The following is a 26,625-nucleotide window of genomic DNA, read 5'->3' as shown; positions in this document are numbered from 1 at the left end:
CGCGGGAAGGACACTCATGCGCGTACTCGGACTGCTCTCCGGCACCTCGCACGACGGCATCGACGTGGCCGTCGTCGATTTCCGTGAGGAGGCGGGCGCTCTGCACGGCATCGTGCTCCACGAGGACAGCGTCCCGTACGAGTCCGCGCTGCGCGCCCGCCTCGTCGCCGCCCTCCCTCCCGCGCAGACCACGCTGGCCGAAGTGTGCGAGCTCGACACGTTGATCGGCCAGGCGTTCGCCGAGGTCGCCGCAACCGCATCCGAGGCGGTCGGCGGAGTCGACGCCGTGTGCACGCACGGCCAGACGGTCTACCACTGGGTGGATGGCGACCATGCGCTCGGCACCCTGCAGCTCGGCCAGGCGGCCTGGATCGCGGAGCGCGTCGGTGCTCCGGTCGTGTCGGACGTCCGCGTCCGCGACATCACCGTCGGCGGTCACGGCGCCCCGCTGGTGTCGTTCCTCGACGAGCTGCTGCTCCGGGACCGTGCGGGTGTCTCGGCAGCCGTGAACCTCGGAGGCATCGCGAACATGACCGTGGTCGGACCCGATGGTCTCGTCGCCTACGACATCGGACCCGCCAACGCGCTCGTCGACGCGGTCGTCGTCGCCGAGGGACTCGACCCGCGCGGCTACGACGCGGATGCCGCGATCGCGCGAACGGGAACGGTCGACCATCCACTGCTCGCCGCGTTGCTCGCCGACCCGTACTACGCGCTTCCGGCGCCGAAGAGCACGGGCAAGGAGCACTTCCACCTCGAATACGTGCGCGCCCACGTCGACGAGGCACGCCGGCAGGGGCGCGAGATCTCAGGCCCCGACCTCGTGCGCACACTCACGGAGCTCACGGTGCGCACGGTCGCGCAGGACGTGCGCGCCGTGGGTATCAGCTTCCTCGCCGTCTCCGGCGGCGGCTGCCACAACCCTCTCCTGCTGCAGGGGCTCCGCGACGCGCTCCCGGGTGTCGAGGTCGTGCTCGCCGACGAACTCGGCGCGCCCGTCGACAGCAAGGAGGCGATCCTGTTCGCCCTCATCGGATGGTGCACGATGCACGGCGTGCCTGCGGTGACGCCGGGCGGCACGGGAGCGCGCGGGGCACGCATCCTCGGCACGATCACGCCCGGACGGGGTCCGCTGCGGATGCCGGAGCCGGTGGAGTCCGTGCGGAGTCTCACGCTGGGCTGAGTCGTGCGACCGCCGGGTCAGCGCTTGCGGTCGTCGTCGTCCCAGGGGCCTTCCCACCAGCCGGCGCGGCCGTCGCCTTCGCCGCCGTCGGGTCCGCGGCGGCGGGAGCGCACGAGCTGCACGACGAGGACGATGAGCGACGTCGACATGATCGCGATGATGGTCAGGAAGAGCAGGTCGGACTGGTTCACGGGCGCCTTCCCTCCGCCGCGTCCGCGACGATCTTGGCGATGCGCGCTGCGCGGGTCTCCGGTCGCTTCGCCATCGCGATGTGCGTGAGGCCGAACTTCTTCACGGACTTCGGGAACGCGTCCCAATTGTCGCGCGCGGCTGGCACGGCATCCAGAGCCGCCGCGAGCTCCGGCGGCTCGATGCCCGCCTCGGGGCCGTCGAGCACGGTCCACGACCCGTCGGCGCGTGCGGCCTCGAGCACGCGGATCCCCGCCGCCGCCATCTGCCCCGTCGCTTCGAGCTCGGCGATGCGGGCCTTGTTCGTCGCCGCCCATCCGCTGCCTCGTCGGCGTGGACTGAACCACTGTCCGACGGTCGTGTCGTCGAAGGTGCGCACCGGGCCGTCGATCCAGCCGAAGCACAGCGCCTGCCGGACGGCGTCGTCATAGCCGACCCCCGTCGAGCGGCCTCGCACGCTCAGCAGCCAGACGCCCGCCGTGCGGTCGTGGTTCTGCTCGAGCCACGCGCGCCAGGCCGCGGCATCCGCCGCCGAGATCCGTTCGCCGTCGTCGAGCGCGCCCACGTCAGTCCTCGTCGAGCGTCGGGATCGACTCGGTGACGGTGGGCAGCAGGTCGGCGACCGAGTCGACGACCTCGTCGGGGCGGAACGGGTACTTCTCGATCTCGGCCTCGTCGCTGATGCCGGTCATCACGAGCACCGTGTGCAGGCCGGCCTCGATGCCTGCGACGATGTCGGTGTCCATGCGATCGCCGATCATGCCGGTCTTCTTCGAGTGGGCGCCGATCTTGTTCAGCGCCGACCGGAACATCATCGGGTTGGGCTTGCCGACGACGTAGGGTTCCTTGCCCGTCGCCTTGGTGATGAGCGCCGCGATGGCGCCGGTCGCCGGAAGCACGCCGTCGGCCGACGGCCCGGTCGCGTCGGGGTTCGTGACGATGAAGCGCGAGCCGTTGATGATGTGACGGATGGCCTTCGTGATGGCCTCGAAGGAGTAGTTGCGCGTCTCGCCGACCACGACGAAGTCAGGGGTCGTCTCCGTCATGATGAAGCCGGCCTCGTGCAGGGCGGTGAGGATGCCCGCCTCGCCGATGACGAACGCCGACCCACCGGGCAGCTGCTGCTTGAGGAAGTCCGCCGTGGCGAGAGCCGAGGTCCAGATGCGCTCCTCCGGCACGACGAGGCCGCTGGCCCGGAGCCGGGCGGACAGGTCGCGCGCCGTGAAGATCGAGTTGTTCGTGAGGACCAGGTACGGGATCTCGTTCTGCTCCCATCCGGCGAGCAGCTCGGACGCGCCGGGAATGGCGGTGTTCTCGTGCACGAGCACGCCGTCCATGTCGGTCAGCCAGCACTCGATGTCGTCGCGGTGTCCCATGTGCACAGCCTATTGGGCGAGTGTTGCCGCGAGGTGACAGCCTGCGGGCTGCCCGAACCGGTCTAGGCGGTCAGCCAGACGACGTCGGCTGCTCCATCGGGGAGCTCGACGTCCGCGCCGTCGAGGCGGATTCCGGAGGCCGTCGTCTCGACCGTCGCGGCGACGACCAGACCGAGAGCATCGAGGGCGCGCAGCAGCTCGGGGTCGCGGTCGTCGACGCGCAGGACTCGACCGGTGTGACCGGCCGGGGCGTCCGCGAGCAGCACGAACGGCTCCCGGTCGACGTTGCCATCCGCATCCGGGATCGCGTCGCCGTGGGGGTCGAACCGCGGGCGCCCGAGGCGCTCGTCGATGCCCTCGAGCAGGCGGTCGCTGATCGTGTGCTCGAGCACCTCGGCCTCGTCGTGCACCTCGTCCCAGCCGTAGCCGAACTCCTGTACGAGCCACGTCTCGATCAGTCGGTGACGCCGCACCATGGCGAGCGCGCGCCGGGTTCCGGCATCCGTCAATCGCACCGCCCCGTAGGGCACGTGGGAGACGAGACCGGCGGCGGCGAGCTTCTTCACCATCTCCGTGACCGACGACGGCGCGATGCCGAGCTTCGCGGCGAGCACCGACGGCGTGATCGGCGCGTCCTGCCACTCGGTGTGCGCGTAGACCGTCTTCAGGTAGTCGTCTGCTGCCGGGGATGCCACCGCTCCAGCTTAGGCGAGGCCGTTCGGGCGCTCAGAGGTCAGGGATTGGCGACCGCGACGAGGATGCCGAAGGCCACCTGACCCGCGAAGAAGACCACGAGGAACCCGAGCAGGGCCGCGAACAGCGAGAGCCGTCCGTCGAAGCCCTCGACCTCGGCGATGCCGGTCTTGCGCGCGCGGAAGGCGAGGACGAGCGTCGCGACGCCGAGCGCCAGCTGCACCCACGGGCCGCCGACGGGCAGCGCCTTCGGGAAGGCGACGAGCAGGCCGCTGATGACGCCGGTCGCGAGCCCGATCCAGGTGAGGATGCGAACGGTGCGGCGCGCGGAATCGGCAGACATGTCATCGAGCCTAATCGTCGGCGGCGAGCCGGCAGAGCGCTCTGCACGGTCGGCGGCTCAAGCTCCTGTGAGAACCAGCCAGAGCAGTGCGCCGTTGAGCGCGATCAGGAGCACGGAGGCGATCACCCCGGCGGCGGTCGTCCACCCCCGGTTCGCCCACGCGCCGAGCGTGCGCTTCTGGGCGGTCAGTGCCACGAGCGGGATGAGCGCGAACGGGATGCCGAAGGACAGTACGACCTGGCTCAGCACGAGCGCGAGAGTCGGGTCGACTCCGGCACCCAGGATCACCAGGGCGGGGATCAGCGTCACCAGCCGTCGGGCGAGGAGCGGGATCCGCACGCGCAGCAGTCCGTGCATGATCTCGGCGCCGGCGTACGCGCCCACCGACGTCGATGCCAGGCCCGAGGCGAGGAGGCCGACCGCGAAGAACGTCGCGACGACGGGGCCGAGACCGGCGGCGAGCGCGGCGTGCGCTCCTTCGAGTGAATCGGTCCCCTCGACGCCGGCGAGATTCGCCGCCGCGAGCAGCAGGATGCTGAGGTTCACCGACCCTGCGATGAGCATCGCGATCGAGACGTCCCACCGGGTCGCGGTGAGCAGACGACGGATGCGCGAGCTCTCGGTGCGCGCCGCCTCGGTCGGCGCGTGCGCGGTGGCGGAGCCGAAGCGGTCGCGGGTGAGCGACGAGTGGGCGTAGATCGCGTGCGGCATGATCGTCGCCCCGAGGATGGAGGCGGCGAGGAGCACCGAGCCCGTGTCCTCGAAGCGGGGAACGAGACCGCCGACCACGGCCGCGCCGTCGGGAGGAGCGATGAACAGGCCGGCTACGAAGCCCACCGTGATGATGGCCATGAGGCCGATGATGACGAACTCGAACGGACGGGCACCGCGCCGACTCTGCACGCCGAGCAGGACCATCGAGACCGCGCCTGTGATGAGGCCGCCGAGCAGCAGCGGGACGTCGAACAGCAGATTGAGGGCGACGGCTCCGCCGATGACCTCGGCGAGGTCGGTGGCCATGGCGACGAGCTCAGCCTGCAGCCAGTACGCGCGGCGGGCCCAGGCGCGTCGCATCCGCGTGCCGATCACCTCGGGCAGGCTCTGCCCGGTCACCACGCCCAGCTTCGCCGAGAGGTACTGGATGAGCCAGGCCATGACGTTGCCCACGACCACGATCCAGACGAGCAGGTACCCGTATTGGGCACCTGCGGTCATGTTGCTCGCGACGTTGCCCGGATCGAGATACGCGACTCCGGCGACGAGGGCGGGGCCCAGCAGCCACAGGCTGCGGGACGGGGCCACGCGCGACGACGGCGTCTCGAGGACGTCATTTTTAGGCATGCCGAAATCGTAGCGGATATTTCGGCGCCCCTAAATATCGACTCGGTAGCGCGGGGATACCCTGGCGTGATGGACGTGCAGCCCCTCTCCGAGCACCCCGCGCCGCGCGGATCGGCCGACGACGGGGCGTCGCCCCAGCCGGGCTACGGCGTCGGCCCCTGGCCCGGCGGAGAGGGTGCATGGCCGCAGGGTGAGCAGTACGATCCCGACCTGCTCGCCGCCGGCGACACCCGGAACGTCATCGACCGGTACCGCTACTGGCGCCTGGAGGCCATCGTCGCCGACCTCGACACCCGTCGGCACCCGTTCCACGTCGCCATCGAGAACTGGCAGCACGACATGAACATCGGGTCGATCGTGCGCAGCGCGAACGCGTTCCTGGCCGACACGGTGCACATCATCGGCCGCCGACGCTGGAACAAGCGCGGCGCCATGGTGACCGACCGCTACCAGCATGTGGTGCACCACGACGACGTGGAGGGCTTCACCGAATGGGCGCGCACGCAGGAGCTGCCGATCATCGCGGTCGACAACGTGGACGGCGCTGTGCCGGTCGACCGTGCCGACCTGCCCTCGCGGTGCGTGCTGCTGTTCGGGCAGGAGGGCCCTGGACTCTCCGACGAGGCGCTCGCCGCGGCATCCGCTCACGTCGAGATCACTCAGTACGGCTCGACGCGCTCCATCAACGCCAGTGCCGCGGCCGCCGTGATCATGTACGAGTGGTGCCGCAGGCACGCGGTCTGAGCGGCGACCCCGGCCTCGGCGACGGCGACCTCGGTCAGCTGCGGTCGATGCCGAAGAGGTGGCGGTAGATCGCGTTGACGTCGCGATCCAGGGTGTCGATGCGGCCGTGCACGGCACGGAATTCCGCGCGAACGGCCTCGAAGCCGAGAGTCATCTCCGTGCGCACGCTCGCGATCTCGGTGCGCACGTTCGCGAACTCGCTCGCGAACTCGTTCCGCACGCTCGCGAACTCGTTCCGCACGCTCGCGAACTCCGTCTTCATGATGCGCGCGAACATCGTCACGATCAGAGTGATCGTGCCGCACATCCCCGCCGCGAAGACGCCGATCAGTGTCCACACCTGTGGTTCGTTCATCCCCAGCATCCCTTCAGTGTCCCTCGATGATGCGGGGCGGCGCGAGCCGTGCGGACGCTGTATCCCGGAAAACTTCGGGGAGTGTGGAAGGCGCTGTGCGCGGCGGACATGTGCAGGAGGAGATGCTGCGCTCAGGCGCCCGCAGACACCCAACCCCCGGAGCGCACGCGCCATCCCAGCGTGGCCAGACGTGCCAGGAGGTAGACCCCGAAGAACGCGACGGCCAGCCAGATCAGCCCGGCCGCGCCGCTCACTCCGGTCGCGGCGATGATCCAGAGGGCAGGGAGGAAGGGCACGAGGTTCAGCCCGCCGGCGATCGCGAGGTATCGGGCGTCGTCCGCCCCCATCAGCACGCCGTCGAGCACGAACACCACTCCGGCGATGGGCTGCGCCACCGCGAGCACGAGCAGCGCCGGCTGCACCAGGGTCGCGATCGCCGTGTCGCCCGTGAACACGATGCCCAGCACCCCCGAGAGCGCCGCGATGACCGCGCCGACGATCACGCCGAACCACACGCCCCACGCGACCGTGCGCTGCAGGACCCGGTGCACCTGCTGCTCGTCGCCCGCGCCCAGCTCCTTGCCGATGAGGGCCTGCGCGGCGATGGCCAGGGCATCGAGGGCGAACGCGGCTGCGGAGAAGATCGTGAAGACGATCTGCCAGCCCGCGAGCTCCGACGTGCCGATTCCGGTCGCCACGGCGACCGTCGCGAGCAGCGCGACGCGCAGGCTCACGGTGCGCAGGAACAGCCAGCCGCCCGAGCGCGCCGTGCGTCCGAGACCCTCGCGCTGCACGCGCAGCGACGCCCGATGCTTCGCGGCCAGCCGTCGGACGACCAGCGCGTACGCGCCGACCATGCCCCACTGGGCCACGACGGTACCGGCGGCCGACCCGGCGATGCCCCAGCCGAGACCGTAGATGAACACGACGTTGAGCAGCGCGTTGGCGCCGAAGCCGAGGCCGGCGATCCAGAGGGGCGTCACCGTGTCCTGCATCCCGCGCAGCAGGCCGGTCGCGGCGAACACGATCAGCATCGCGGGGAGACCCCACATGGATACGACGAGGTACGCGCCTGCCTGCTCGGAGACGGCCTCGCTCGCACCGAACAGCGACACGAGCCAGGGGGACGACGCAGCACCCGCGGCGGCGAGCACCGCGCCCAGAGCGAGTGCGAGCCACATGCCGTTCACGCCGACCGAGACGGCGTCGCCGGGACGGCCGGCGCCGAAGTGCCGAGCGACGGCAGGCGTCGTGGAGTAGGCGAGGAACACCATGAGGCCGACGATCGTCTGCAGCACGGCCCCGGCGATGCCGAGACCGGCGAGCGGTGTGGTCCCGAGGTGGCCGACGAGCGCGGCGTCCACGATGAGGAAGGCGGGCTCGGCGATCAGCGCCCCGAGCGCCGGAACCGCGAGCCGCAGGATCTCGCGGTTGAGGGTGCGCCCGGTCATCCTCCGAGCCTATGGGGTGCCACCGACGCCCGGCCCGAGCGCGTGCTCCGCGTTCTAGGGTGGAGAGGACCGGAGGCACGGAGGTGCGCCATGACCGATCCACGCGAGGCCGCGGCGAGGTACCGCGCGCAGAGGCAGGCCGACGAGGGGGACGAGGAGTCCCGGGTCGCCACGACTCCCGGCGCAGCCGCGGCTGTCGACCGGGCGGCGTTCATCGAGTCGGCGATCCAGGTCGCGATCCGCCGCGGCGATTTCGACGACCTGCCCGGTGCGGGCAAGCCGATCGAGGGGCTGGGGGCGCACCACGATCCGGACTGGTGGATCCGTCGCAAGATCGAGACCGAGAACCTCACGGGGCTCGGCCCACCCGCGATCATGCTGCGCACCGAGGATCGCGAGCTCGACGCCCAGCTCGATCTGCTCGGACGCGAGGACGACGTGCGCTCCGTGCTCGAGGACTTCAACCGGAGGGTTATCGAGGCTCGCCGCCAGCTGCAGGGCGGCCCGCCCGTGGTCACGGCCCCGCGCGACGTCGATGCCGAGGTCGCGGCGTGGCGCGAGCGCCGCGCAGCACGCTCCGCCACAGCATCCGCGCCCGCATCCGACGAGCCGCGTCGGCGCCGGTTCCGCCTTCGTCGGAAGGCTGATCGGCCCGACTGAACGACGTGCCCGCCGCCGATGTCGGCGGCCCGCATAGGCTGGTCGCATGACCGACGTGCTTCCCTCTGGCCTTGAGACCTCCGAGTTCAGCTCCGACATCCGTCCGCAGGACGATCTGTACCGCCACGTCAACGGAGCGTGGCTCGCGCGCACCGAGATCCCCGGCGACAAGGCGCGGTGGGGCTCGTTCCATCTCCTCGCCGAGCAGGCCGAGAAAGACGTCCGCACCATCATCGAAGAGTCTCAGGATGCCGAGGAGGGCACCCTCGCCCGGAAGATCGGCGATCTCTTCGCGAGCTTCATGGACACCGAGCGCATCGCCGCGGCCGGTGTCTCGCCTCTGGCCGCCACGCTCGCCGAGATCGACGCGATCGATGACGTCTCGGCATTCCTCCGCACCGTCGGCGCGTACGACCGCGACGGGCGCGCCCACCTGATCGGCCTCTACATCGAGCCCGATCCCGGCAACCCCGAGCGGTACGTGCCGTTCCTCGTGCAGTCGGGGCTCTCGCTGCCCGACGAGAGCTACTACCGTCTCGACACCTTCGAGGGAACGCGCGCGGCCTACCGCGCTCACCTCGAGCGTCTGCTCGCCCTGGCCGGGGTCGCGGATGCCGCGACGCAGGCCGAACGCTCCATCGCCCTCGAGGGCGAGGTCGCCGCGCACCACTGGGACAACGTCCGAAGCCGCGACGCGGTCGCCACCTACAACCTCAAGACCTGGGACGAGATCCAGTCGCTGGTGGGCGTCGACCTCACGCCCTGGCGCGAGGCCGTGGCACCGACCAACCCCGACGCGTTCGCGGAGGCCGTCGTCTACCAGCCCAGCTTCCTCGAGGGACTGGGCACGCTGCTCACCGCCGACCGCCTCGACGACTGGAAGGCCTGGCTGCGCGCCCAGGTCGTGCACGCCGCCGCGCCGTACCTGACGGATGAGATCGTGCAGGAGAACTTCTCCTTCTACGGCACCGAGCTCACCGGCGTACCGACGATCCGCGAGCGGTGGAAGCGCGGCGTCTCGGTCACGGAGGGGGCGCTGGGCGAGGCGATCGGCAAGGTCTACGTCGAGCGGCACTACCCGCCGACGGCGAAGGCGGCGATGGACGAGCTCGTCGCGAACCTCATCGAGGCGTACCGGCAGAGCATCACCGACCTCGAGTGGATGACGGCGGAGACGCGCGAGCGCGCTCTCGCGAAGCTCGACGCCTTCACTCCGAAGATCGGTCACCCCGAGGTGTGGCGCGACTACTCGACGCTGACGATCGATCGCGACGACCTGCTCGGCAACGTCCGCCGCGCGGCGATCTTCGAACACGACCGCAACGTCGACAAGGTCGGTGCACCCATCGATCGGACCGAGTGGTACATGCCGCCGCAGATGGTCAACGCGTACTACAACCCGCTCATGAACGAGATCGTGTTCCCGGCGGCGATCCTGCAGTACCCGTTCTTCGACGCCTCGCGCGATGCGGCGGCGAACTACGGCGGGATCGGTGCCGTGATCGGACACGAGATCGGCCACGGCTTCGACGACCAGGGCAGCCGGTACGGCGGAGACGGCAAGCTCGAGGACTGGTGGACGGATGCCGACCGCGCGGCATTCGAGGAGCGCACCGCGGCGCTGATCTCGCAGTACGACGAGCTGGTGCCCGAGGGCCTCGACGCGGAGCACCACGTGAACGGGGCCCTGACCATCGGCGAGAACATCGGCGATCTCGGCGGTCTCGGCATCGCGCTCAAGGCCTACGAGCTGTCGCTGGGCGGAGCCGAGGCACCGGTCATCGACGGTCTCACCGGGGTGCAGCGGCTGCTGCTGTCCTGGGCGCAGGTGTGGCAGCAGAAGAGCCGTGAGGCCGAGACGCTGCGACTGCTGACGATCGACCCGCACTCGCCCAACGAGTTCCGCTGCAACCAGATCGTGCGCAACATCGACGCGTTCTACCAGGCGTTCGGCGTGACGGAGAATGACGCGCTGTGGCTGCCGGAGGACTCCCGCGTCACCATCTGGTGACTTCCACGTCGTGCGGCTCCGCGCGACCGGATCGCCCCGGGAGGGGGTGCCCTGCCGTCCGGCATGTGACGTTCTCGTGACCGATCATCGTCGTCTGTAGGGCATCCTCACCCCCGGGGGTTACGATATCCGTGCCGTAGGCCGCGAGCCCCCGGCATCCCGCCAATCCGACCCCCTGTAAGGATCACGCGTGGGCGCTCCCGAGCCTCTCGATGGGCCTCCTCTGGCCTCGCTGCGCCGCTCCCAGCGAGCGGGACGCCGCCTGCCGCGGCGCGCTGCCGAGGGGCGCCGTTCGTTCACGTCGACGCTCCGGGCACTGGAGCAGCTCGCGGACGCGGGCGCCCAGGTCTCGGTGCACGTCGTCGATCTCGACAGTCATGTGCACGTGCTGGCCGGCGACGATCACGTCACGATGCCGGTCGCGGGTCTCGGAGTCGTCCCGCTGCTGATCGAGGTCGCTGCGGCGTTCGAGTCGGGTGCGCTCGACCCGCTCGAGATCGTCGACCGGTCGGCGGTCGATTCGGTCTCGACCTCGGGGGTGTGGCGTCATCTGCACGCCCCTGCGCTGCCGCTCGAAGACCTCGCGGTGCTCGCGGCGACGGCCGGCGACCCCATCGCCGTCAACGCGCTGCTCACCCGCGTCGGCCATGACCGTGTGCGGCAGCGCATCGAGGACCTCGGCCTGCGCCGTACGGCGCTTCTCGACCGGTTCCGCGACGAACGCGGCCCCGACGACGCCCCGCAGGTCGCGGTCGGCTCGGCCAGGGAGTTCGCGGGCCTCTTCTCGGCGCTCGTGAACTCGCAGGTCGTCGGGGCGCCCGTGAGCGCTCAGGTGTCGGAGTGGCTCAGCCTCAACCAGGACCTCAGCCTGGTCGCTGCCTCTACCGGCCTCGATCCGTTCGCCCACGACCACGACGCGCACGGCCTGCTGTTCATCAACAAGACCGGCCGCGACCGCGGTGTGCGTGCCGAGGCCGGCGTGCTCGCGGGCCCGCGCGCGGGCGTCGCCTACTCGCTGATCGTGTGCTTCGACGACCTCTCGATCACCCACCGGCTGCGGGCGCACGACGCCTTCCGCGTGCTCGGGGTCGAGCTCATGGAGTATACGCACTAGCCCCCGCCGGCACGACCGGCGCCCGGCGACACCGGTTCGCTAGCATCGAGGGATGCCGCGCACCGACTGGACCCCGCATCGCCGAGACGACGGCGAGCTGCTGGGCTGGATCCGCCCCTCCGGCGACGCCTGGGTCGCTGTCGACGTGCTCGGTCGGGTGTGCTCCGACCCGACCGATTGGCTCGACGCCGAGGCTGCTCTCGACGACCGGGGGATCGCCTGGCTCGCCGATCCCTGGGTGCTCGACGACGAGGCGGGCGGACCGCTGCGGGTGCGCATCCTCGAGGTCACGCCAGACGACGGGGCCGCACCCGGTCGCATCGTGGTCAAGATCGACGACTTCGGCGACGTCAACCGTCCCCCGACGCAGCAGTACGTGCTGCCCTGGCCGATCCCGACGCGTCTGCGCCCGCCGCGCTCCGGTGACCCCGACCCGCGGGTGCTGTGACGCGAACGCTGCGACGCGCAGCGGGACTCCGTCCGCCCTCGGGCATCAACCCGGAAGCGACGGGTGCTGCTCGGTCGCACGCTGCCGCGGGATGAACAGCGACAGCACGACCGCGACGATGCCGGCCGCGATCGCGAGCCAGAAGCAGACGGCGAACGCGTCGCGGGCGGGCACCGCCACCCCACCGACGTCGACGCTCATCGCCGCGAGCACGCCGCCCATGACCGCGGAGGCGCTCGATGTTCCCACCGAGCGGAAGAGCGCGTTGAGACCGTTCGAGGCGCCGGTCTCGTTCGCAGGCACGGAGCGCATGATGATCATCGGCATCGCGGCGAACGTGAAGCCGATTCCGACGCCGATCAGGAGGTTGGCCACGAGGATGTGCCAGACCTCGCTCGACCACAGCAGCACGAACACGTAGGCGAGCACGATCGCCACCGCGCCGACCGTGAAGAGCGGCCGGGGTCCGACGGTGCGTTCGAGCCACCCGGACAGCGGCGAGATGACCATCATCACGAGACCCGCCGGCATGACCACGAGCGCCGCCGACACCATGTCGAGGCCGAAGCCCGACCCTGTCGCGACCGGCATCTCGAGCAGCTGCGGGAAGGTGACGTTCGAGGCGAACAGCGCGAAGCCCATGCCGATGGCGGCGATGTTCGTGAACAGCACGGCGGGACGGGCGGCCACGCGCAGGTCGAGCAGTGGGTCATCTGTGCGCAGCTGGTACCAGCCCCAGGTCAGCAGCACGGCGACGCCGCCGATGATGCTCGCGAGAGTCAGCGGGGCCGTCCAGCCCCATTCGGCGCCGCGGGAGACGAAGAGCAGGATGCCGGTGAGGCCGATCGCGAGCCCGATGGCGCCGAGCACGTCGAGGCGGCCCGGGAAACGCAGCACGTCCTCGGGGATGGCGAGCAGCACGAGCACGAGACCGACGGCGCCGAGTCCGGCGGCGAGCCAGAACAGCCAGTGCCAGTCGGCGTTCTCTGCGAGCAGTGCGGCGACCGGCATCCCGATCGCGCCTCCGACGCCCATGGTCGCGCTCATGAGTGCGACGGCCGTGCCGAGGCGCTCCGGCGGCAGCACGTCGCGCATGATCGCGATGCCGAGCGGGACGACTCCGGTGACGGCGCCCTGCAGCGCCCGGCCGATGATGACGCCGACGATCGAGCCGGAGAGGGCGGCGATCAGCGAGCCGACGATGAGCAGACCGAGCAGCACGATCACGACCCGACGCTTGCCGTACATGTCGCCGAGGCGTCCGGAGATCGGCGTCGCGACCGCGGCGACGAGGAGGGTGATGGTGACCACCCAGGTGGTGTCCTCGCGCGAGGCGTTCAGCAGGCGGGGGAGTTCCGCCTGGAGGGGCACGACGAGCGTGAACATGAATGACGAGCAGAGACCGGCGAAGGCCAGCACTGCGACGATCGCCCAGCGCGGAACCTTTCGGGAGAGTCTCCTGCGCGCGCGATCGTCGGTCTCTCCCATCCCTTCAGGCTATCGGCGGTGTTGGCCACCCGGACCCGATCGCCCGGACGGATGCTCTCAGCTGACGCCCTTCATGAGCTTCAGCACCGGTTTGACCGACAGCAGCAGCCCTGCGCCGACGGCGATGGCGATCAGACCGAGGATCGAGAAGTAGGGCACCTCGTTCTTCGGATCGTAGAAGCGCACGAGCCACCCCGAGATCGCCGTGCCCAGCGCGACCGAGAGGAAGAACAGCGCCACCATCTGCGTGTGGAAGACCTTCGGCGCGAGCTTCGTGGTCACCGACAGCCCGACCGGCGAGATGAGCAGCTCGGCGATGGTGAAGACGAGCAGGATGCCGACGATCGCGAGCAGCGGCGTGGAGTTCGCGCTGCCGTTCGCGAAGAACAGGAACAGCAGGAACGCGGCGCCCATGATCATCGCGCCGAAGGCGAATTTGACCGGCGTCGACGGCTGGCGCTTCCCGAGCCGGGTCCAGATCGCCGCGAAGATTCCGGACAGGATGATGATGAAGACCGGGTTGATCGACTGCACCCACGACACGGGCATCTCGAAGCCGAAGAGGTTCCGGTCGAGGCGCTCGTCGGAGTACACCGTGAGCACCGTGAACTGCTGCTGGTAGAGCGACCAGAATGCGACGCTCGTGATGAACAGCGGCAGGAAGGCCCAGACCCGCGAGCGCTCGGTGGCGTCGATCCGGCGGCTGCCGAGGATGACGGCGAAGTAGGCGATCGCTGCGACGACCGTGCCGATGATGACGATCGTCGAGAGGTTGTCGGCCTTGATGACCCCGAGCAGCACGAGCGCCGCGACGGCGACGACCGCCGCCACAGCGATGACCGCCACGAGCGGGTAGCGGCGACGCGGGAGCGGGTTGGGTACGCGCCGCGCCTCGTCGGGCAGGGCCTTGCGTCCGAAGGAGTACTGCACGAGCCCGAGCGTCATGCCGATCGCCGCGAGACCGAACCCGTAGTGGAAGCCGAGGGTCGACTGCAGGATGCCGGTGAGGATCGGTCCGAGGAACGCGCCGAGGTTGATGCCGAGATAGAACAGCGAGAAACCGGCGTCGCGACGGACGTCGTCGGCGCTGTAGAGCGTGCCGACCACCGAGGTCGCGTTGGCCTTGAGTCCGCCGGAGCCGAGGGCGACGAGCACGAGACCGACGCCGACACCCAGGAAGCCGGGCAGGAGCGCGAGAGCCACGTGGCCGGCGACGATCACGATCGCACTGAGGAACAGCACGCGCTCAGAGCCGAGCATGCGGTCGGCGATCCACGCCCCCAGGATCGTCGCCAGGTAGACGGAGCCGCCGTACGCGCCGACGATTCCGCCGGCGACCGCCTTCGACAATCCGAGCCCGCCCTCGGTGACGGAGAAGTAGAGGTAGATGAGCAGGATGCCCTGCATGCCGTAGAAGCTGAAGCGCTCCCACATCTCCACGCCGAAGATGTGAACCAGCGCCCACGGCTGGCCGAAGAACCGGGTGTCGGACGCCGTCGTCGCCGTGTCTCGTGTCGCCATTCCCCTACGGTACGCCCGGGGCCGAGGCCTCGGCAGCGTCTTCCCCCGGGCGTCGGATTCCGCTATCGCGCCGGAGAGGGGCAGACTGGTGGCGTGCGAACCATCCGTGACCTCGACACCGTAGAACTCATCATCGACGCGCAGAGCCTGCTGGATTCCATCCGCGGCCCCGAGCGCGTCATCGACGCCGGGACGCTGCGCGCGCTGCAGCAGTCCGGCAACTACGTCGTCGGACTCTTCGACGGAGAGGGCGGCGAGGAGCGGATGGTCGGTGCGTCGATCGCGTTCTTCGGCGCCCCGGCACGCCGCGCGATGCACTCGCACATCACGGCTCTCCTGCCCGAGTACCGCGGACGCGGCTGGGGGCGGGAGCTCAAGGAGCACCAGCGACAGTGGGCGTTCTCGCGCGACGTCGGCCGCATCACCTGGACCTACGACCCGCTCGTCGCGCGAAACGCGCACTTCTTCCTCTCCGTGCTCGGCGCCCGGGTGACCGGTTACTCGGTGAACCGGTACGGGATCTTCGGCGGAGGGGATGCCGGAGACGAGAGCGACCGCCTCGACGTGGAGTGGGCGCTCGCCGACATCGCCAAGCCGCCGGCATCCGAGCTCGTGGTCGAGACGCTCGAGATCCCGACCGACATCGAGGCGATGCGTGACTCCGACCCCGCCGCCGCCCACGAGTGGCGCACGCGACTGCGAGCGCAGATGGAGGGGCTGCTCGGCAGCGGCCTGCAGATCGCGGGCTTCGACGTGGAGCGCGGGTACCTGTTCACACGGGCATAATCCGGCGCGGATAAGATTGGAGTGCCCGTGCTCACGGGCTTTCTCCACCGCATCCGACCATTGGAGCCACCGTGGCCGAACAGTCCCGTCTCGACAAGGTCATCGCCCTTGCCCGCCACCGCGGGTTCGTCTTCCAGGCGGGTGAGATCTACGGCGGCTCGCGGTCGGCCTGGGACTACGGACCCCTCGGCACGGAGCTCAAGGAGAACATCCGCCGGCAGTGGTGGCAGACGTTCGTGCGCGGACGCGGCGACATGGTCGGTCTCGACTCGAGCATCATCCTGCCCAAGCGCGTGTGGGAGGCGTCTGGTCACGTCGCGACGTTCAGTGACCCGCTTGTCGAGTGCCTGCACTGCCACAAGCGCTTCCGCGCCGACAACCTCATCGAGGACTTCGAAGCGCGCAAGGGTCGCAAGGCCGAGAACGGCCTCGCCGACGTCCCCTGCCCGAACTGCGGCACCAAGGGTCAGTACACCGAGCCGAAGGACTTCTCGGGGCTCGTGAAGACCTACCTCGGCGTCGTCGACGACGAGTCGGGCCTGTACTACCTGCGTCCGGAGACCGCGCAGGGCATCTTCGTGAACTTCTCGAACGTGCTGACGGCGAGCCGCAAGAAGCCGCCGTTCGGCATAGGCCAGGTCGGCAAGGCGTTCCGCAACGAGATCACGCCGGGAAACTTCATCTTCCGCACGCGCGAGTTCGAGCAGATGGAGATCGAGTTCTTCACCCCTCCGGCCGAGGCGCCGCAGTGGTTCGACCACTGGGTCGAGGCATGCTGGAACTGGTTCATCGACCTCGGCATCGACCCCGAGAACATGCGCCAGTTCGACGTGCCGGAGGAGGACCGCGCGCACTACTCGGCCGGGACGATCGACGTCGAGTACCGCTTCGGCTTCCAGGGCAAGGAGTGGGGCGAGCTCATGGGCGTCGCCAACCGCACCGACTACGACCTGTCGAGCCACAGCGAGGCGTCGGGTCAGAGCCTGACGTACTTCGATCAGGCGTCGGGCGAGCGCTACACGCCCTTCGTGATCGAGCCGTCGTTCGGTCTGACCCGCGCCATGATGGCCTTCCTCGTCGACGCCTACGTCGAGGAGCAGGTGCCCAACGCCAAGGGCGGCACCGATGTCCGCACGGTCCTGAAGCTCGACCCGCGTCTCGCTCCCGTCAAGGCTGCGGTGCTGCCGCTGAGCCGCAACGAGCGCCTGTCGCCCCTCGCACGTGAGGTCGCCGACACGTTGCGCGGCTCGTGGGCCGTCGACTTCGACGACGCCGGCGCGATCGGCCGCCGCTACCGTCGTCAGGACGAGATCGGCACGCCCTTCTGCGTCACCGTCGACTTCGACTCGCTCGACGACAGGGCCGTGACCGTGCGCGACCGCGACACCATGGCTCAGGAGCGCGTCGGCATCGACGAGCTGCACGACTACCTGGCCGCTCGACTCAAGGGCGCCTGACTCGCCCGCCGTTCCTCGGAGTCGACGAACCCCCTCGCGTCCGCGGATGCGAGGGGGTTCTATGCTGACCCCATGTCCGTGATCGAGCAGTGGAGCGAGTTCCACGTCGCGATGGTCGGCGCCACCGCCGCTCTCGCAGGCCTCGTCATCGTCGCAGCGAGCGTCAACATCTCGGAGATCGTCACGTCGCGAACGCTGACGGCGCGGCTTCTCGCGGGCATCGCTGCCCTGCTCCTCGCCCTCTCTGTGTCGGCTCTCGGGCTCGTGCCGGGAATAGACGACACCTGGTTCGGCGCACTCACCATCATCGCGACGCTGATCGCCGCCGCGTTCCAGGCGAACGCCACCTGGCTCATCGCGCGCGATCCGAGCCCAGCCGATCGTGCGAAGCCGCTCAAATACGTCGTCGGATTCCTGCCGATCGTCGCGTATCTCGCTGCGGGCGCAGCCGTGCTGTGGCAGCATCCCAGCGGCATGTACCTCGCCGCCGTCGGCTGCGTCCTGGCCGTGGTGTCGGCCGTCGTCGTGTCGTGGGTGGCGCTGGTGGAGGTGCTGCGCTGAGGGCGATGGATCGCCGTCCGAGCCGACCGTTCCTCTCGGGCTAACCCGTGACGATGATCTGCGCCTGGGTCGAGCCGCCCGCCTCCATCCATGCGAGCGAGCGTTCCAGGATGCCGCGCAGGACGTCCAGATCGATCGCCTCCAGGTCCTTGATGTAGAGGCAGCTTGCACCGGTCGTGTGCGGCCCGAGCGCGCTCAGCGCCTCGGCATGGGCGTCGGTGCCTTCGAACAGATAGATCGTCGTCGCTCCCGCCCTCGGTGCGAAGCCGAGGAGCCCGCTGTCGCCCTGCGTCCCGGTGGGGTAGCGGTAGTGGCAGGAGCCGAACCCGATGATCGTGCCCCAGGTCTGCGGTTCTCGTCCCGAAACCTCCCGCATGAGGGCGGTGAGAGTCTCGGCATCCCGTCGCCGGATCGCCGGCTTCGCTCGCGCGATCAGTCCGGCGACATCGTCGCCCGTGGGTTTCATTGCTTGGCCGCCTTGGCGGCGGCCTTCATGGCCTTCTTGTGCTCACGGACCTTGGCCAGCGACTCGGGTGAGACGATGTCGGCGACGCTGCGGAAAGAGCCGTCCTCACCGTAGGCGCCTGCGGCTTCGCGCCATCCCGCTCCGGTGAAGCCGTACTGCTTTCCGAGCAGCGCCAGGAAGATCTTGGCCTTCTGCTCGCCGAATCCGGGCAGGGCCTTCAGCCGCTTCAGCACTTCCGGGCCGTCGGGGTCTCCCTCGGTCCACAGTGCCGCCGCGTCGCCGCCCCAGTTGTCGACGAGGTCCTGACACAGGGTCTGCACCCGCGTCGCCATCGAACCGGGGAAGCGGTGCACGGCGGGCGTCGCCTTGAAGGCCTCCAGGAACTCGTCGGGGTCCATGTGCGCGATCGAGGCGGCATCCGCCGCGCCCGTGCGCTGCTCGATCTTGAGGGGACCGGCGAAGGCGGTCTCCATCGGCACCTGCTGGTCGAGCAGCATGCCGACGAGCAGGGCGAGGGGGTTGTCGGTGAGGAGAGCGTCGGCGGCGGTGTCTCCGGTGATGTGAAGAGCCATGGTTCCAGTGTGGCAGGGCGATCCGAAGCTCGCCGAGTAGCCCGGTCAGAGTCTCTGCAGTCGGGGAAGGGGGCCTTCGAGACGAGCGATCGCCACCTTCACCTGGGAGAGTTCCTCCTCGATGCGCACGAACCTGTCGTCGAACTTCTCCTCGAGATGCAGGAACCGCGCGTCGATCTTCTCGAACCGCTCGTCGACCTTCTCGAACCGCGCGTCGATCTTCTCGAACCGCGCGTCGATCTTCTCGAACCAGCCGTCGACCTTCTCGAACCGTCCGTCGATGCGGTTGAAGCGATCTTCGAGAGCGGCTGTCTGCCGCGCGAGCATGATGCGGACGCTGCCGAGCACGGTCGCGCAGAAAGCGGCGAGGGAGACGATGATCCCGATCAGGTCCGGCGACACGAGCATCCTCCCAGTCTGCGCGGATCGGCCGCGCTTGTCATGGGTGCGACGATATGAAGCATCCGGATGGCGCGAGACCTCGAACGGCGCGCGAGCGCGCCGGCTGTGGAGAATCCGCGAAAGCGGACTCTGTGCAGAAGCGGTCAGGCGGTTGCCGCGTCGTCGTCGAACGCCGATTGCGCGGGCTGCACCGGCTCGATGCCGTACAGCGTTTCGAGAGCGACCGCGAAGTCGTCCGCGCGGCCCGACGCGGCGAGTTCGTGCGCCCGAGCGGTCGGCGTGTGCAGCAGCACTCCGGTGAGGTGGCGGAGCGCCTGCTCGACTTTGCCGTCTTCGTCTCCGCGGGCGCGGGCGCGTTCGATCTCGGAGTCGAGCAGAGCGAAGATGTGCGACCGCAGGGCGATGACCGACGGCGTCACGCTCTGCCGACTGCCGACGACGTGGAACGTGTCGGCGGCTTCGCGGACGACGGTGCGCGCGGCATCCGTCGCCTGCAGTTCCTCCAGAGGCGCGTGCAGGCTGATGGTCTCGAGGTCGAGCAGTGCCACGCCCTCGAGCGAGGCGACGGCGGGGTCGACATTCCGCGGCATGCCGAGGTCGATGACCAACTGGCTGTGCGAGCCGACCGGGCAACCGGCTGCGGCCATACCTGCCGGCGCCTGCAGGTGCGCGGGCGTCAGCACGGGCTCGGTCGCCGTGGTGCAGGTGATGAGCAGGCTCGAGTGCGCAGCGGTGCGTGCGTAGTCGGCCGCAGCGACGGGCCGGATGCCGTGCTTTGCGGCGAACTTCTCCGCACGGCCGGAGGGCGAGTAGACGGAGATGTCGACGGCGCCGCGCTCGCGAAGCGTGGCGAGGGTGACGGCGGCGTAGGCGCCGGTTCCGACGAGCAGCACGCGCTCGGCCGACCAGTCGGCGATACGACTGTCGGCGAGCTCGAGAGCCAGACGCACGAGCGATCGGCCGGCGCGGCCGAGCGCTGTGACGTTCTTGACCTTGCGCTGGGCCTGGCTCGCTCGCTGGAAGAGGCGCTCCAGCTCGGGGGAGGTGGTCCCCTCCTTGCGGGCGGCCTTGAGAGCCCGGCGGACCTGGCCGGCGATCTCGCCCTCGCCGGACACGACCGATTCGAGCCCGGAGGCGACGGAGAAGAGGTGCTCGGCGACGCGGCGTCCCGAGTGCACCTCGTAGGCGCCGTCGAGTTCGGAGGTGCTGATGCCGGTGGCCGACTCGACCGCTTCGAGCACGGCCTCGACGCCGATGGCGCCGGCCGCCGTGACGGGCTCGTCCATCTCCACGTACGCCTCGAACCGGTTGCACGTCGCGAGGACGACCGCACCCTGCACGCACGACGCAGTGTCCACCACGGTGGAGGCGACGTCGTCGGGGGTGCGGCTCAAGCGTTCGAGCAGTTCGAAGGAGGCGGTCTTGTGACTCGCCGTGACACACAGCAGCACCTCATCAGTCTACCCCTCCCCGCGCACAGGTCGGCCGTCGCAGGGGATGGGAGGATGGATGCATGGCCCTCTCCGACGCCCCCCTGGTGCGCGCCCTCACCGGTCCCCGCCCCGATCGCACCCCCGTCTGGTTCATGCGGCAGGCGGGTCGGTCGCTCCCCGAGTACCGCGAACTCCGGGTGGGGACGAGGATGCTCGACGCCTGCCTCACGCCCGACCTCGCCGCCGAGATCACGCTCCAGCCGGTGCGTCGACACGGCGTCGACGCGGCTGTGTTCTTCAGCGACATCGTGATCCCGCTGCGCCTCGCCGGTGTCGACGTCGAGATCGAGCCCGGTCGTGGCCCGGTCTTCGCGAACCCCATCCGAACCGCGGCTGACGTCGACCGCATCACCGCGATCGACCCGGCGTCACTCGACGGCGACGCCGTCGCCGAGGCGGTCCGCATCGTCACCTCCGAACTGGGCGAGACGCCCCTGATCGGCTTCGCCGGAGCACCCTTCACCCTCGCCGCCTACCTCGTCGAGGGCGGACCGTCGAAGGAGCACCTGCGAGCCAGGGCGATGATGCACGCCGATCCCGATGCCTGGAACCGCCTCGCGGGCTGGCTGGCCCGCGTCTCCCGCCGGTTCCTCGAAGTCCAGCGCGACGCCGGGGCCTCCGTCGTCCAGCTCTTCGACTCCTGGGCCGGTTCGTTGAGCCGCGCCGACTACCTCGCCTTCGTGGCCCCGCACTCACGCACCGCGCTGGATGGCATCGGCATCCCGACCATCCATTTCGGCGTCGGCACCGGTCCGTTCCTCGCTGACATGCGCCTCGGCGGCATCGCCGACGGGGTGGGCGTCGACTGGCGGATGCCGTTGGACGAGGCGGCCGCACTGGTCGGGTCCGACACCTCGCTGCAGGGCAACATCGATCCTGCTCTCCTGTCGGCGCCGTGGCCGGTGCTCGAGGCGCACGTCCGCGACGTGGTCGAGCGCGGTCGCGCTGCGCGCGGCCACATCCTGAACCTCGGACACGGGGTGCCGCCGGAGACCGATCCCGACCAGCTCACCCGCATCGTGGAGCTCGCCCACTCGCTCTGATCGCGACGCTAGCTCGTCGCTCGAGCAGAGCCGCGCAGCCGGCGGACGATCCGCAGGTCGTCGAGCGTGAAGCGCCCGTCGGGCATGGCCGCGCGGATCCGCTCGTCGGTGAAGGAGCGGGAGGGGCGGATGTCGGGGGGCAGCTCGGGCGCGGGCGGTGCCGCCTCGCTCACGCCCTCTGTCAGCATCCGCGCCTGCGCCTTGGCGACGAGCGGCACGACCATGACCCATTCGACGAGCTGCGCGAGGATCCGGATCATCCACGGCGGGACGGGTACGTACGCCGGTCGTCGTCCCGCGACGCGGGCGATACGACGGATGGCTTCGCCGAGCGTCACCTCGTCGGCGCCCATCACGGCGACGGTCGGCTCCGCGATGCGGCCCTCGATGGCGGCCGTGAGCACATCGACGGCGTCGTCGAGCGGCACGGGACGAGCCGTGCGCTCCCGGAATCCGACTGTCCAGAACATCGGCAGGCTCCGCACGGCTCGCGTGACGTGATCGACCATGTGATCACCGGGGCCGTAGATCATCCCGAACTTGAGGATCGTGTGCGGGATGCCGGATCCGCGGATGATCTCCTCCGCCTCCCATTTCGTCTCGTGGTACCCGGAGCCGCAGTCCGGGCGGGCCCGGAGGAAGCTCACCATCACGATGCGGCGCACGCCCGCCCGTCGAGCGCCTTCGACCACCGCGCGGGTGCCGTCGACGTGCACGCGACGGAACGTCTGATCGCCGATCTCCCGGTTGATCCCGGCGCAGTGGGCGACGACCTCGCACCCTGCGAACGCCGCCGCGAGAGCATCGACGTCGTCGATCTCGACTCCGGTGCGACGAGACACGACGACCGCGTCCGGCAGGCGCTCGGCGAGGTGGCGTCCGACGAATCCGGTGCCTCCTGTGATGGCGACTCGCATGATGCACTCCTTCGCTCATTAGCTCTTGGGCTAAACACTATCTAGCAGGAGTGCTATATTGCAACCATGACAGATAGCGCGTCCGACATCTTCGCCGCGCTGGCACACCCGACGCGCCGACAGATCCTGCAGGATCTGAAGGAAGGCGAGCTCGCGGCCGGCGAGATCGCCTCGCGATTCTCGGCCAGCGGTCCCACCATCTCGCGGCACCTCTCGGTGCTGCGTCAGGCGGGCCTCGTCACCGAACGGCGCGACGCGAACCGCATCCTCTACTCGCTGGTCGGCGAACGGCTCGCACTGTCGGTCGGCGACTTCCTCTCGACCGTGTGCCCGGAGCAGATCGTGCTGCGCGAGATCCGCAAGCGCGGATCAGGGCGGGGTGAGGTCGCACCGGCCGAGGCGTGAATCCACGGCCCTCGCGGACGGGTCGCTCAGGCGGCGGTGGGAGGATTGAAGGCATGAGCCACGAGCCCGCCCCCTCGGATCAGACACCCCATCCCGAACCCGCGGAACTGGCCGAACGCGCATCGCACCGCCATGTCGTCGTGATCGGCGGCGGCGTCGGCGGACTCATCGCGGCCCGCGAGTGCGTCAAGGTCGGCATGCGCGTCACGCTGTTGGAGGCGTCGGATGCGGTCGGCGGCGCGATCCGCCGGGCGGAGCTCGACGGTGTGGTGCTGGACGCGGGTGCCGAGAGCTATGCCACGCGTGGCGGGCACGTGCGGGCGCTGGTGACCGAGCTCGGTCTGGCCGAGCGCATCGTGACGCCCGCGGCGGGAGGGGCCTGGGTGTCCGGAATCCCCGGAGTCGGCGCTGCGCCGCTTCCGGCCGGCGGCATCCTCGGCATCCCGAGCAACCCCTTCCAGGACGACGTGCGTCGCGTGATCGGGTGGTCGGGCGTGTGGCGCGCATATCTCGACCGCGTCCGCCCCCCGCTGACGATCGGGCATAGTCACAGTCTCGGCAAGCTGGTCGCGTCGCGCATGGGCGTCAAGGTGCGGGATCGTCTCGTCGCTCCCGTCACGACCGGTGTGTACTCGGCGTCGCCGGACGATGTCGACGTCGACGTCGCGGCGCCCGGGCTGAACGCGGCCCTCACGAGCGTCGGCTCCCTCTCGGGTGCCGTGCAGGCGCTTCGCGACGAAGGTGCAGCGAGAGCTGCGAAGGCGCAGACGCCCGGGGCGGCTGTCGAGGGGCTCGTCGGCGGCATGTCGGTGCTGTCCGAGGCGCTCGTGGCCGACATCGAGAAGCTGGGTGGGGCCGTGCACACGGGCATCCGGGTCACCGATGTCGCGCGTGACGGCGACGCCTGGGCGGTGCGGACCGACGCGGATGCCGCTGTGCAGGCCGATCTCGCCGAGCTCACCGCCGACGGCGTCATCGTCGCGACCTCGGAGTCGGTGGCGCGCGAGCTGCTCGCCGTCGCCGCGCCCGGACTCGCGACGACCGAGACGGCGACCGCCCCCGAGATCGAGATCGTGACGCTGCTGCTCCGGCCGTCGGCCCTCACCGGCGCTCCTCGCGGCACGGGGGTGCTCACGGTGCCGGGCAGTCATACCGCGAAGGCGCTGACGCACTCGACGGCGAAGTGGGAGTGGGTGCGTCAGGCCGCCGGAGACCGCCACGTCGTGCGGGTGTCTTTCGGCGCCCAGGGTGAGCCTGCCGCGACCACCGCACTCGATGACGACGGGGCCGCCCGGCTGGCGCTCCGCGAGGCGGCGGCGCTGCTCGGCGTCCCGCTGCGTGACGATGACCTCATGGCGGCGCACCGGTCCCGGTTCGTGCAGTCGCAGCCCGCCTCGATCATCGGCTCCGGCGAACGCCGAGAGGCCGCACGCGCCGCAGTGCAGGCCGTGCCCGGCCTCGCCGCGGTGGGCGCCTGGCTCGCGGGCACGGGTCTTGCGCAGGTCGTGCCGGATGCCGCCGGCGAAGCCGACCGCCTCCGCCGCGCGCTGCTCTGGGACTGAGCCGTGTCGTCGCGGAGTCTCGAAGCCGTTTCGTGACCGCTCGAAGGCGATCTGTCAACCCTCCCCGCTATAGATGCCGAAAACGGCATACGGCGTTACGCTGGTCACCTGTCAGGCGGCGCCGAGCCGCCGGTTCGCCTTCGGGCGTTCACACCGGAACAACGTGAGGAGACCCCATGAAGGGGAAGATCGGACTCGTCGTAGGACTCGGCGTGGGATACGTGCTCGGAACACGCGCGGGGCGCGACCGCTACGAGCAGATCAAGACGCAGTGGCTGAAGGTCTGGAACCAGGAGCCGGTGCAGGAACAGGTCGAGAAGGTCAAGGACTTCGTCGGCGACAAGGCTGCAGCCATCCCCGGTGCGGTGTGGAACGGCGTTCAGAAGGTCGTGAAGTCGGCGAGCGGCAACGGCACCGCCGGCCAGCGCCTCGACTCCGCCGTCGCGGCGGGCCGCAAGGCTGCGGAAGACGTCGTCGACGCCACCGAGGACGCGGTGGAGGAGGCCAAGGGTGAGGCGTCGAAGCCCGCTCAGAAGCCCGCTGCCAAGAAGCCGGCATCTTCGTCGACGTCTGCGAAGACCGGGAGCTGACGTGCCTCGCGGATACCGCGATCGCGCCGAGGACAGCCTGCTGTCACTGATCGGCGACCTGCCCGAGCTCATCGGCAACCTCGTCAAGGCCGAGATCGACGCGGCGAAGGTGTGGATCTCGAAGACGGCCAAGGACGCTGGGGTCGGCTCGGTCTGGTTCCTCGTCGCGCTGTTCTTCCTGTTCTGGGCGGTTCCCGTCATCCTCACTTTCGCGATCGCCGGACTCTCGTCGTGGTGGCCGGTGTGGCTGTCGGCGCTCGCCGTGCTCGGCATCCTGATCCTCGCCGTGCTGTTCTTCGCACTGCTCGGCATCCTGAAGTTCCGCAAGGTGCTCCGTCGCCAGAACCCCGCGCAGGCGGTCGGCGACGACATCCGAATCGTGAAGGAAGCCGGCGATGACCGACTCTGAGATCTCCCGGCGCCGGACGGCGCCCACCATGGACACGCTGCCGAAGACCGCCGTCCCCGCGGGGATCGTCGACGCACGTGAGTCCGCGCGCGCGGAGCTCAAGGCCGCCCTCGCCGCGATCGAGGTCAAGGGCAACTTCCCCAGGCGCATCGACAGGGCGTCGAAGCGCGCCGTGGCGAAGGCGCGCGTGTTCGCCGACCGCAATCCGGTGGCCGCAATGGCAGCCGCGGTCGCCGTGGCTGCGGTCGTGGGTGGCGCCGTCTGGGTCATCGCCAGGACTGTCTCGCGCTGACCCCCCCGCTCTGCCCGCCGGGCGTGACCCGCGCGTTCGCCACCACTCCGCAAAAGAGGGCAGACTGGATCCATGTCCGTTGAGCACCAAGAGAATCCGTCCGGCTTCACTCTGTGGGCCGTGTGGCGACGCAACCCTGACGCCCCGGTGACCGAGGCCGACTCCACCGAACTCGAGACGATCGTGTCGTACATCGAGGACTCCGGAGTCACGGTCCGCGGCTTCTACGACGTCTCCGGGCTGAAGGCGGACGCTGACCTGATGGTGTGGCTGCACGGCGACACCGCCGAGGAGCTGCAGCGGGCCCTGCGTCGTCTGCGTCGGACAGAGCTGCTCCGCTCGCTGCTGCCGGTGTGGAACGTCATGGGCGTGCATCGCGACGCCGAGTTCAACCGCTCTCACGTGCCGGGATTCCTGCGCGGTGTCGAGCCGAAGGACTGGCTGTGCCTGTACCCGTTCGTGCGCACGCCGGAGTGGTACCTGGCGCCGGAGGGCGAGCGCCGCGCGATGCTCGCCGACCACGGCCGCAAGGGTGCCGCGTTCACAGGGGTCATCGCGAACACGGTCGCCGCGTTCGCGCTCGGCGACTATGAGTGGATCCTGCCGATGGAGGCCGACGACGTCACGGACCTCGTCGACATGATGCGCGACCTGCGTTACACCGACGCGCGTCTCTACGTGAAGGAGGAGGTGCCCTTCTACACCGGCCGCCGTCTCCGCTTCGACGAGATCGCGGACGTGCTGCAGTAGGAC

At 69.9% G+C, this 26,625-nt stretch carries 31 protein-coding genes; 16 read left to right on the top strand and 15 right to left on the bottom strand.

What is annotated here, in order from left to right; all coding sequences use genetic code 11:
* Nucleotides 1–16 precede the first annotated feature (16 nt).
* Complete coding sequence (locus M3195_RS14245; RefSeq protein ID WP_251588573.1) at nucleotides 17–1,183, top strand: anhydro-N-acetylmuramic acid kinase; 1,167 nt, start codon at nucleotides 17–19, stop codon at nucleotides 1,181–1,183.
* Nucleotides 1,184–1,200: 17 nt separating this feature from the next.
* Here M3195_RS14245 and M3195_RS14240 read toward each other — a convergent pair whose 3' ends face one another.
* The 6 genes from M3195_RS14240 to M3195_RS14215 form a co-directional block, all read right to left on the bottom strand.
* Entirely contained in the window at nucleotides 1,201–1,374 is a 174-nt protein-coding gene (locus M3195_RS14240; protein ID WP_251588572.1) for a hypothetical protein, read from the bottom strand.
* Nucleotides 1,371–1,937: a YdeI/OmpD-associated family protein gene (locus M3195_RS17145; protein ID WP_251588571.1), complete on the bottom strand. Its 567-nt coding sequence runs from the start codon at nucleotides 1,935–1,937 to the stop codon at nucleotides 1,371–1,373. Before M3195_RS17145 ends, M3195_RS14240 begins: the two co-directional genes overlap by 4 nt.
* A gap of 1 nt (nucleotide 1,938) precedes the next feature.
* Nucleotides 1,939–2,748, bottom strand: a complete 810-nt coding sequence (locus M3195_RS14230; protein WP_251588570.1) for an HAD-IIA family hydrolase — start codon at nucleotides 2,746–2,748, stop codon at nucleotides 1,939–1,941.
* A 62-nt stretch (nucleotides 2,749–2,810) separates the two neighbouring features.
* Nucleotides 2,811–3,443: a metal-dependent transcriptional regulator gene (locus tag M3195_RS14225; protein WP_251588569.1), complete on the bottom strand. Its 633-nt coding sequence runs from the start codon at nucleotides 3,441–3,443 to the stop codon at nucleotides 2,811–2,813.
* 38 nt (nucleotides 3,444–3,481) lie between these two features.
* A complete protein-coding gene (locus M3195_RS14220; RefSeq protein ID WP_251588568.1) occupies nucleotides 3,482–3,784 on the bottom strand; it encodes a hypothetical protein in 303 nt (100 codons plus the stop codon).
* Between the two features lie 57 nt (nucleotides 3,785–3,841).
* A complete protein-coding gene (locus M3195_RS14215) occupies nucleotides 3,842–5,125 on the bottom strand; it encodes an Nramp family divalent metal transporter (RefSeq protein WP_251588566.1) in 1,284 nt (427 codons plus the stop codon).
* Nucleotides 5,126–5,194: 69 nt separating this feature from the next.
* On the opposite strand from M3195_RS14215, the gene M3195_RS14210 reads away from it, so the two are divergent.
* The gene (locus M3195_RS14210) at nucleotides 5,195–5,869 is read left to right on the top strand and encodes a TrmH family RNA methyltransferase (RefSeq protein ID WP_251588565.1); all 675 of its coding nucleotides are present in this window, start codon (nucleotides 5,195–5,197) and stop codon (nucleotides 5,867–5,869) included.
* Nucleotides 5,870–5,903: 34 nt separating this feature from the next.
* On the opposite strand, the gene M3195_RS14205 is transcribed toward M3195_RS14210, so the two are convergent.
* Entirely contained in the window at nucleotides 5,904–6,224 is a 321-nt protein-coding gene (locus M3195_RS14205) for a hypothetical protein (protein WP_251588564.1), read from the bottom strand.
* 131 nt (nucleotides 6,225–6,355) lie between these two features.
* On the bottom strand, nucleotides 6,356–7,675 hold the full coding sequence (locus M3195_RS14200; RefSeq protein WP_251588563.1) for an MATE family efflux transporter: 1,320 nt from the start codon (nucleotides 7,673–7,675) through the stop codon (nucleotides 6,356–6,358).
* 90 nt (nucleotides 7,676–7,765) lie between these two features.
* Here M3195_RS14200 and M3195_RS14195 point away from each other — a divergent pair, with 90 nt between their 5' ends.
* From M3195_RS14195 to M3195_RS14180, 4 genes are all read left to right on the top strand, one after another.
* The gene (locus M3195_RS14195; RefSeq protein WP_251588562.1) at nucleotides 7,766–8,335 is read left to right on the top strand and encodes a DnaJ family domain-containing protein; all 570 of its coding nucleotides are present in this window, start codon (nucleotides 7,766–7,768) and stop codon (nucleotides 8,333–8,335) included.
* A 46-nt stretch (nucleotides 8,336–8,381) separates the two neighbouring features.
* Nucleotides 8,382–10,346 (top strand): M13 family metallopeptidase, encoded by a 1,965-nt coding sequence (locus tag M3195_RS14190; RefSeq protein ID WP_251588561.1) that lies wholly within the window; start codon nucleotides 8,382–8,384, stop codon nucleotides 10,344–10,346.
* A 190-nt stretch (nucleotides 10,347–10,536) separates the two neighbouring features.
* Nucleotides 10,537–11,460: a serine hydrolase gene (locus M3195_RS14185; RefSeq protein WP_251588560.1), complete on the top strand. Its 924-nt coding sequence runs from the start codon at nucleotides 10,537–10,539 to the stop codon at nucleotides 11,458–11,460.
* A gap of 52 nt (nucleotides 11,461–11,512) precedes the next feature.
* Nucleotides 11,513–11,908 (top strand): hypothetical protein, encoded by a 396-nt coding sequence (locus M3195_RS14180; RefSeq protein WP_251588558.1) that lies wholly within the window; start codon nucleotides 11,513–11,515, stop codon nucleotides 11,906–11,908.
* 45 nt (nucleotides 11,909–11,953) lie between these two features.
* On the opposite strand, the gene M3195_RS14175 is transcribed toward M3195_RS14180, so the two are convergent.
* Both M3195_RS14175 and M3195_RS14170 read right to left on the bottom strand, forming a co-directional pair.
* Nucleotides 11,954–13,396, bottom strand: a complete 1,443-nt coding sequence (locus tag M3195_RS14175) for an MFS transporter (RefSeq protein WP_251588556.1) — start codon at nucleotides 13,394–13,396, stop codon at nucleotides 11,954–11,956.
* 57 nt (nucleotides 13,397–13,453) lie between these two features.
* The gene (locus tag M3195_RS14170) at nucleotides 13,454–14,917 is read right to left on the bottom strand and encodes a peptide MFS transporter (protein WP_251588554.1); all 1,464 of its coding nucleotides are present in this window, start codon (nucleotides 14,915–14,917) and stop codon (nucleotides 13,454–13,456) included.
* A gap of 93 nt (nucleotides 14,918–15,010) precedes the next feature.
* Here M3195_RS14170 and M3195_RS14165 point away from each other — a divergent pair, with 93 nt between their 5' ends.
* From M3195_RS14165 to M3195_RS14155, 3 genes are all read left to right on the top strand, one after another.
* Nucleotides 15,011–15,703, top strand: a complete 693-nt coding sequence (locus M3195_RS14165) for a GNAT family N-acetyltransferase (RefSeq protein WP_251588553.1) — start codon at nucleotides 15,011–15,013, stop codon at nucleotides 15,701–15,703.
* Nucleotides 15,704–15,774: 71 nt separating this feature from the next.
* On the top strand, nucleotides 15,775–17,160 hold the full coding sequence (locus tag M3195_RS14160) for a glycine--tRNA ligase (RefSeq protein WP_251588552.1): 1,386 nt from the start codon (nucleotides 15,775–15,777) through the stop codon (nucleotides 17,158–17,160).
* A 72-nt stretch (nucleotides 17,161–17,232) separates the two neighbouring features.
* Nucleotides 17,233–17,721, top strand: a complete 489-nt coding sequence (locus tag M3195_RS14155; RefSeq protein ID WP_251588551.1) for a hypothetical protein — start codon at nucleotides 17,233–17,235, stop codon at nucleotides 17,719–17,721.
* Nucleotides 17,722–17,761: 40 nt separating this feature from the next.
* On the opposite strand, the gene M3195_RS14150 is transcribed toward M3195_RS14155, so the two are convergent.
* From M3195_RS14150 to M3195_RS14135, 4 genes are all read right to left on the bottom strand, one after another.
* On the bottom strand, nucleotides 17,762–18,187 hold the full coding sequence (locus tag M3195_RS14150) for a DUF1801 domain-containing protein (protein ID WP_251588550.1): 426 nt from the start codon (nucleotides 18,185–18,187) through the stop codon (nucleotides 17,762–17,764).
* The gene (locus tag M3195_RS14145; RefSeq protein ID WP_251588549.1) at nucleotides 18,184–18,759 is read right to left on the bottom strand and encodes an HhH-GPD-type base excision DNA repair protein; all 576 of its coding nucleotides are present in this window, start codon (nucleotides 18,757–18,759) and stop codon (nucleotides 18,184–18,186) included. Before M3195_RS14145 ends, M3195_RS14150 begins: the two co-directional genes overlap by 4 nt.
* 45 nt (nucleotides 18,760–18,804) lie before the next feature.
* Complete coding sequence (locus tag M3195_RS14140) at nucleotides 18,805–19,167, bottom strand: response regulator (RefSeq protein ID WP_251588547.1); 363 nt, start codon at nucleotides 19,165–19,167, stop codon at nucleotides 18,805–18,807.
* Between the two features lie 137 nt (nucleotides 19,168–19,304).
* Nucleotides 19,305–20,612 carry a glutamyl-tRNA reductase gene (locus M3195_RS14135; protein WP_251588546.1) on the bottom strand — a complete coding sequence of 436 codons (1,308 nt, stop codon included), beginning with the start codon at nucleotides 20,610–20,612 and terminating at the stop codon, nucleotides 19,305–19,307.
* A 62-nt stretch (nucleotides 20,613–20,674) separates the two neighbouring features.
* Here M3195_RS14135 and hemE point away from each other — a divergent pair, with 62 nt between their 5' ends.
* Nucleotides 20,675–21,697, top strand: a complete 1,023-nt coding sequence (gene hemE, locus M3195_RS14130; protein ID WP_251588544.1) for a uroporphyrinogen decarboxylase — start codon at nucleotides 20,675–20,677, stop codon at nucleotides 21,695–21,697.
* An 8-nt stretch (nucleotides 21,698–21,705) separates the two neighbouring features.
* Here hemE and M3195_RS14125 read toward each other — a convergent pair whose 3' ends face one another.
* Nucleotides 21,706–22,614: an NAD(P)H-binding protein gene (locus tag M3195_RS14125; RefSeq protein WP_251588543.1), complete on the bottom strand. Its 909-nt coding sequence runs from the start codon at nucleotides 22,612–22,614 to the stop codon at nucleotides 21,706–21,708.
* Nucleotides 22,615–22,680: 66 nt separating this feature from the next.
* On the opposite strand from M3195_RS14125, the gene M3195_RS14120 reads away from it, so the two are divergent.
* The 6 genes from M3195_RS14120 (at nucleotide 22,681) to hemQ (ending at nucleotide 26,622) form a co-directional block, all read left to right on the top strand.
* Nucleotides 22,681–23,019 (top strand): metalloregulator ArsR/SmtB family transcription factor, encoded by a 339-nt coding sequence (locus M3195_RS14120; RefSeq protein WP_251588542.1) that lies wholly within the window; start codon nucleotides 22,681–22,683, stop codon nucleotides 23,017–23,019.
* A 53-nt stretch (nucleotides 23,020–23,072) separates the two neighbouring features.
* Entirely contained in the window at nucleotides 23,073–24,581 is a 1,509-nt protein-coding gene (locus M3195_RS14115; RefSeq protein ID WP_251588541.1) for a protoporphyrinogen/coproporphyrinogen oxidase, read from the top strand.
* Nucleotides 24,582–24,757: 176 nt separating this feature from the next.
* Entirely contained in the window at nucleotides 24,758–25,171 is a 414-nt protein-coding gene (locus M3195_RS14110) for a hypothetical protein (RefSeq protein ID WP_251588540.1), read from the top strand.
* A gap of 1 nt (nucleotide 25,172) precedes the next feature.
* Nucleotides 25,173–25,580: a phage holin family protein gene (locus M3195_RS14105; RefSeq protein WP_251588539.1), complete on the top strand. Its 408-nt coding sequence runs from the start codon at nucleotides 25,173–25,175 to the stop codon at nucleotides 25,578–25,580.
* Nucleotides 25,567–25,872 carry a hypothetical protein gene (locus M3195_RS14100; protein WP_251588538.1) on the top strand — a complete coding sequence of 102 codons (306 nt, stop codon included), beginning with the start codon at nucleotides 25,567–25,569 and terminating at the stop codon, nucleotides 25,870–25,872. The genes M3195_RS14105 and M3195_RS14100 overlap by 14 nt, the downstream gene beginning before the upstream one ends.
* Nucleotides 25,873–25,944: 72 nt before the next feature.
* Complete coding sequence (gene hemQ, locus M3195_RS14095) at nucleotides 25,945–26,622, top strand: hydrogen peroxide-dependent heme synthase (protein ID WP_251588536.1); 678 nt, start codon at nucleotides 25,945–25,947, stop codon at nucleotides 26,620–26,622.
* The last annotated feature ends 3 nt before the right edge of the window (nucleotides 26,623–26,625 follow it).

This window comes from Microbacterium hydrocarbonoxydans (assembly GCF_023715885.1).
GTDB lineage: Bacteria > Actinomycetota > Actinomycetes > Actinomycetales > Microbacteriaceae > Microbacterium > Microbacterium hydrocarbonoxydans_C.
Note: the sequence above shows the minus strand (reverse complement) of the source record. Positions and strands in the feature narration are given on the sequence as shown.